Origin of the sequence: Streptomyces otsuchiensis (assembly GCF_004305975.1) — a bacterium.
In the GTDB taxonomy this organism is placed as follows: domain Bacteria; phylum Actinomycetota; class Actinomycetes; order Streptomycetales; family Streptomycetaceae; genus Streptomyces; species Streptomyces otsuchiensis.
Window position 1 is genome coordinate 1 of record NZ_BHZI01000331.1, and the last position, 5,926, is coordinate 5,926.

A 5,926-nucleotide genomic window follows, 5' to 3' on the forward strand; every position below is an offset into this window, starting at 1 on the left:
TTCGGGCGTTCCTGACAACGCAGCAGATGGCCGTAGCTGGCGTCGCGGGCCCGGCGCGGGGTCTCAAACACGCTCTGGGGACGGGTACGGCCACTGGGCCGGGCGTCACCGCCCGGCCGGCCGGCTCACCGGTCGGCCGCGGGTGGCCGCTCCTCGCCGGGCGGCCCGGTCAGCCCGGCGGCCTCCCTGACCAGCGGGACCATCCGCAGGGGTACGGGGTTCTCCATCACGATGGCGGTGGCGGCCCGGACGATGCCCTCGAAGCCCACCACCCGGTCGATGACCCGCTGCAGGTCCGCGTTGGAACGGGCCACCAGCCGGCAGAGCATGTCGCCCTGCCCGGTGATGGTGTGCAGTTCCAGCACTTCGGGGACGCCCCGGAGGTGTTCGCGGACCTCACCGCCCAGTCCCTGCTTGATCTCCAGGGTCGCGAACGCCGTGACGGGGAAGCCGATGGCCGCCGGGTCGACCTCCGGGCCGAAGCCCCGGATCACTCCCCCGGCGCGCAGCTTCTCCAGCCGCGCCTGTGCGGTGCCGCGCGCCACGCCGAGCCTGCGCGCGACCTCCTGCACGCCGATGCGCGGTTCGCGTGCCAGCAGTTCCAGCAGTCGTCCGTCCAGCTGATCGATGGTCACGGTGGTCATCGTGCACAGATCGTCCGGCGTTTTCCAAGAGTCACTACACAGATTGCGCAGCCGTGACTGAAACTATTGCGCATCCTGTCGATCAAGAGGACGCTGCCTGCATGACTGGTATGACGGCGAACACTCCCGAGACCCCCGCTGACCCGTCCGCCGCCGCGAGCCGCGAGGCGGACCCCTTCCCCGTGAAGGGCATGGACGCGATCGTCTTCGCGGTGGGCAACGCCAAGCAGGCCGCCCACTACTACTCCACCGCCTTCGGCATGCGGCTGGTGGCGTACTCCGGCCCGGAGAACGGTTCCCGGGAGACCGCCTCCTACGTGCTGGAGTCCGGCGGCGCCCGCTTCGTCTTCACCTCCGTGATCCGCGCCACCACCGACCACGGGAAGTTCCTGGAGCGGCACGTCGCCGACCACGGTGACGGCGTGGTCGACCTGGCGATCGAGGTGCCCGACGCGCGCGCCGCCTACGCGGAGGCCGTCCGGCAGGGTGCGACCGGTGTGCGCGAGCCGTTCGAACTCTCCGACGACAACGGCACGGTCGTCATGGCGGCCATCGCGACCTACGGCGAGACCCGGCACACCCTCGTCGAGCGCGGTGACTACCGCGGCCCGTACCTGCCGGGCTTCGCGGCCGCCGACCCGATCGTCGAGCCCCCGGAGAAGCGGTTCTTCCAGGCGGTGGACCACTGTGTGGGCAACGTCGAGCTGGGCCGCATGAACGACTGGGTGCAGTTCTACAACCGCGTCATGGGCTTCACCAACATGAAGGAGTTCGTCGGCGACGACATCGCCACCGAGTACTCGGCGCTGATGTCGAAGGTGGTCGCCGACGGCACCCGCAAGGTGAAGTTCCCGATCAACGAGCCGGCCGTCGCCAAGAAGAAGTCGCAGATCGACGAGTACCTGGAGTTCTACGGCGGCCCCGGCGTCCAGCACATCGCGCTGGCGACCAACGACATCGTCAACACGGTCCGTTCGATGCGTGCGGCCGGCGTCAGCTTCCTCGACGTCCCCGACTCCTACTACGACACGCTCGGCGAGTGGGTCGGCGACACCCGGGTGCCGGTGGACACCCTCCGCGAGCTGAAGATCCTCGCCGACCGCGACGAGGACGGCTACCTGCTGCAGATCTTCACCAAGCCGGTCCAGGACCGGCCGACGGTCTTCTTCGAGATGATCGAGCGGCACGGCTCGCTCGGCTTCGGCAAGGGCAACTTCAAGGCCCTGTTCGAGGCGATCGAGCGCGAGCAGGACCGGCGCGGCAACCTCTGAGCCCGGCGCGGCCCCGGCCGTGCCGAGACATGGGCCCCGCCCGTCCCCTGCCGGAAGGGGACGGGCGGGGCCCGCGTCGTCGTGCCACCTCGGCACCCCGGCGGATGCCCGGCGGACGCCCGGCGGATCAGCAGCTGGGAACGGCGTCGCCGCTCTCCAGCGCCCGCAGTCCGGTGAGCGCGTCGTCGAGGGTGCGCACCGGGATCAGCGTCAGCCCGTCGGGCAGGTTCTGGCCGGCTTCACCGCACTCGGCGGCGGGCACCAGGAAGACCTCCGCTCCGTCGCGGCGCGCGGCCTGCGTCTTCAGCGGCACACCGCCGACCGAGCCGACGGCGCCCTGGGCGTCGATCGTGCCGGTGCCCGCGACCACCCGGCCCCCCGTGACGTCGCCGCCCTGCCCGTCGCCCTCCAGCAGGTCGATGATGCCGAGGGAGAACAGCAGCCCGGCGCTGGGGCCGCCGACGTCCTCCAGCCGGAGGTCGATGGTCAGCCCCGCGCCGTCGATCTCCAGCCGTGCGAGGGCCGCGTCGACCGCGGCGTTCTGCGAGGCCGTCATCTGCTCGGCGTTGTGTTCACGGATCTCCTCGGTGGTGTCGCCGACCGGGTAGACGGAGGCGCGCGGCAGCACCGCCTGCTCGTCGGAGAAGTAGCCGCGCACCACGTCCGGGAGCCGGATCGACGCGTCCGGCCCGGTGGCCATGATCGTCGTCATCCGCAACTCGCCCTCGGGCGTGCGGACCTCGGCGCCGGAGACCGAGATGACCGGCTCTCCGTTGTCCTCCCCCAGCACGTCGACGGTGGCGCCGGGGTGCGCCACCGAGAAGGGCAGCGGGGCGAGGGCGGCGGCCGCCAGCAGGGCGGCGACCAGCGCGGCGCACACGAGCAGGACGACCCGGTTCCGGGTCAGGGCGGAAGACGGCGACATGGCAGCGAATCTAACGCACCCCCACGGCCCGCCCGCCGACGGCCGGGTCAGCGGACCCGGCCGGCCACATCCACGGCGATGACGACCGGCGGATACCGCGTGTTCGCGCACCGGCCCCGGTCCCGACCGGCAAGAGAGTCTGGCAGCACCCGTCAGCGCAGGACGTCGGCGATCTCCCGGGCGGCGCGGACCACGCGGGGCCCGACCGTCGGCGGGATGCTGTCGTTGAGCATGACCACCCCGACACTGCCCTCCACGCCGCAGCCGGCGGGCAGGGGGGCGGCGGCTCCACTGGCGCCGGCCTCCAGTTCGCCGTGGGTGAGGACGAACCCGTCCTCGTCGTCGATGTCCTTGCAGCGGCCGGTGAGTATGGCGCGGCCGGCGGCTCCCCGGTCCAGCGGGTGGCGGAAACCCGTGCGGTAGGCGACGTGGTAGTCGGTCCAGCTCGGCTCGACGACGGCGACGGCCAGCGCGTCGTCGCCGTCGACGACGGTGAGGTGGGCGGTGGCGCCGATCTCCTCGGCCAGCGCGCGCAGTGCGGGCAGCGCGGCCTCGCGGACCAGCGGGTGCACCTGGCGGCCGAGGCCGAGCACGCCCACCCCGACCCGGGCCCGTCCCCCGGCGTCGCGGCGCACCAGTGCGTGCTGTTCCAGCGTGGCGAGCAGGCGGTAGACGACGGTGCGGTTGACGCCGAGCTGCTTCGACAGCTCGGTGACGGTCAGTCCGTGGTCGGTGTCGGCGAGCAGTTTCAGCACCCGCAGCCCCCGGTCGAGCGTCTGAGAGGTCTCCGCGGTCACGCCGCCCCCTTCGTGAGACCGGCGGCCCGCATTCGGGGGTGCCGCTCCACCCCGGCGGCGAGGATCGGCACGCACGGGGGCCGCCGGAAGCGGTGTCGAGTGCACCGGCCGACTGCGAGCCGACCCGCTGGGACCGGCTTGCGCGTGCCCGAAAACCTATACAGCTGCACCGCTCAGCGGAAGAGCCTGTTCACCATACGACCATGGCATAAGCGGTGTTACGCGAGGAATAAGCGAAATAACCGATGCCATCGTGCGATGACCCGCAACACCCGCAACCGGCCGCAATGCGCGTATACCGCCGACCCCACCGCACCCGCCGACCGCTACCGGACACGCGGGCAGCGGACAGCGGACAGCGGACAGCGGGCCGGGTCACCCCCGGCCCACCCGGCTCAGCGCATCTTGGTGGCCCACTCCCGGACCTTGGCCATCCGCTGGCGCAGCTGCCCCGGTGTGGCCTCGGCCGTCGGCGGGCCGCCGCAGGTCCGCCGCAGCTCGTTGTGGATGGATCCGTGCGGCTTGCCCGACTGGTGGGAGTAGGCCCCGACCAGTCCGTGCAGTTCCTTGCGCAGATCGCGCAGTTCCTGGTGGGTGACGACCGGGCGGCGGTCGGCGGGCAGCTCGACCAGGTCGGCCTCCTCGTCGGGCCGCTTGCGGCTGTGCGCGATCTGCCGCGACTGCCGCTTCTGCAGGAGCAGTTGCACCTGGTCCGGTTCGAGCAGACCGGGGATGCCGAGGTAGTCCTGCTCCTCCTCGCTGCCGGGGTGGGCCTGCATGCCGAACTCGGCGCCGTCGTACATCACCCGGTCGAAGACCGCGTCGGACTGGAGTGCCTCGAAGCTCTGCTGCTCGTCCTCGCCGGTGTCCTCGTCCTGCTGCCGCTCGGCCTCCTTCAGCAGGTCGGCCTCCTCGGCGTACGGGTCGTCGTCGTTCTTCTTGGGCTTGTCCAGGACGTGGTCGCGCTCGACCTCCATCTCGTGCGCGAACGTCAGCAGCGTCGGGACCGTCGGCAGGAAGACCGAGGCGGTCTCGCCACGGCGGCGGGAGCGCACGAAGCGGCCGACGGCCTGGGCGAAGAACAGCGGGGTGGAGATGGTGGTGGCGTAGACGCCGACCGCCAGACGCGGCACGTCCACCCCCTCGGAGACCATCCGGACCGCGACCAGCCAGCGGCTGTCGTTGAGGCGGAACTCCTCGATCCGGCCGGACGCCCCGGTGTCGTCGGAGAGGACGACGGTGGCGGCCTCTCCGGTGATCTGCCGGATCAGCTTGGCGTAGGCGCGGGCGGAGTCCTGGTCGGCGGCGATGACGAGCGCGCCGGCGTCCGGGATGGCCCGCCGCACCTCGGTGAGCCGGCGGTCGGCGGCGCCGAGGACCTGCTGCATCCAGTCGCCGGTGGGGTCCAGCGCGGTGCGCCACGCCTGCGCGGTGGCGTCCTTGGTCAGCGGCTCGCCGAGCCGCGCCTCGATCTCGTCGCCCGCCTTGGTGCGCCAGCGCATGTTGCCGCTGTAGGAGAGGAAGATGACGGGCCGCACCACGCCGTCGGCGAGGGCCTTGCCGTAGCCGTAGGTGTAGTCGGCGGCGGAACGGCGGATGCCGTCGTTGCCCTCCGCGTAGGTGACGAACGGGATGGGGTTGGTGTCGGATCGGAACGGTGTTCCGGTCAGCGCCAGCCGCCGGGTGGCCGGCTCGAACGCCTCCAGGCACGCCTCGCCCCACGAGCGGGAGTCACCGGCGTGGTGGATCTCGTCGAGGATCACCAGCGTCTTGCGCTGCTCGCACCGGTTGCGGTGCAGCATCGGCCGGACCCCGACACCGGCGTAGGTGACGGCGACGCCCTGGTAGGACTTGCCGACCGGCCCGGCGCTGTACTCCGGGTCCAGGCGGATCCCTATGCGGGCGGCGGCGTCCGCCCACTGCTTCTTCAGGTGCTCGGTGGGCGCGACGACCGTCACCTGCTGCACGACGTGGTGGTGCAGGAGCCAGGACGCCAGGGTCAGCGCGAACGTCGTCTTCCCGGCGCCCGGGGTGGCCACCGCGAGGAAGTCCTGCGGCTGGTCCTGGAGATAGGAGTCCATCGCCGTCTGCTGCCAGGCGCGCAGCTTGTTGGCGGTGCCCCACGGGGCGCGGCCCGGGAAGGCCGGGGAGAGATGGGAGCTGGCGGTGGTAGTCACGGTCCTCGGGGAAACTCGGCGGCGGCGGGACGACCGCGACAGCCTACCCGGACCACCCGGCCCACCGGCCGCATCCCGCCGCCCGCGTGCCCGGGCGCCCCGCCTCCCGGAC

The 5,926-nt window shown here is 72.1% G+C and carries 5 protein-coding genes; 1 reads left to right on the forward strand and 4 read right to left on the reverse strand.

Features of this window, described 5'->3' with window-relative positions; genetic code table 11:
• Positions 1–125: 125 nt before the first annotated feature.
• On the reverse strand, positions 126–635 hold the full coding sequence (locus tag E0D90_RS22900; RefSeq protein WP_130799906.1) for an Lrp/AsnC family transcriptional regulator: 510 nt from the start codon (positions 633–635) through the stop codon (positions 126–128).
• Between the two features lie 110 nt (positions 636–745).
• On the opposite strand from E0D90_RS22900, the gene hppD reads away from it, so the two are divergent.
• The gene (gene hppD / locus E0D90_RS22905; RefSeq protein ID WP_438827436.1) at positions 746–1,915 is read left to right on the forward strand and encodes a 4-hydroxyphenylpyruvate dioxygenase; all 1,170 of its coding nucleotides are present in this window, start codon (positions 746–748) and stop codon (positions 1,913–1,915) included.
• Between the two features lie 127 nt (positions 1,916–2,042).
• On the opposite strand, the gene E0D90_RS22910 is transcribed toward hppD, so the two are convergent.
• From E0D90_RS22910 to E0D90_RS22920, 3 genes are all read right to left on the reverse strand, one after another.
• On the reverse strand, positions 2,043–2,840 hold the full coding sequence (locus tag E0D90_RS22910; protein WP_103504508.1) for a S16 family serine protease: 798 nt from the start codon (positions 2,838–2,840) through the stop codon (positions 2,043–2,045).
• 152 nt (positions 2,841–2,992) lie between these two features.
• A complete protein-coding gene (locus tag E0D90_RS22915; protein ID WP_103504507.1) occupies positions 2,993–3,637 on the reverse strand; it encodes an IclR family transcriptional regulator in 645 nt (214 codons plus the stop codon).
• 395 nt (positions 3,638–4,032) lie between these two features.
• Positions 4,033–5,814 carry a DEAD/DEAH box helicase gene (locus E0D90_RS22920; RefSeq protein ID WP_103504511.1) on the reverse strand — a complete coding sequence of 594 codons (1,782 nt, stop codon included), beginning with the start codon at positions 5,812–5,814 and terminating at the stop codon, positions 4,033–4,035.
• Positions 5,815–5,926: the final 112 nt, after the last annotated feature.

What these genes read in the sequence shown, in the direction of transcription:
- hppD (WP_438827436.1), top strand. Translation starts at nt 746, where the DNA reads ATGACTGGTATGACGGCGAACACTCCCGAGACCCCCGCTGACCCGTCC.
- E0D90_RS22910 (WP_103504508.1), bottom strand. Translation starts at nt 2,840, where the DNA reads ATGTCGCCGTCTTCCGCCCTGACCCGGAACCGGGTCGTCCTGCTCGTG.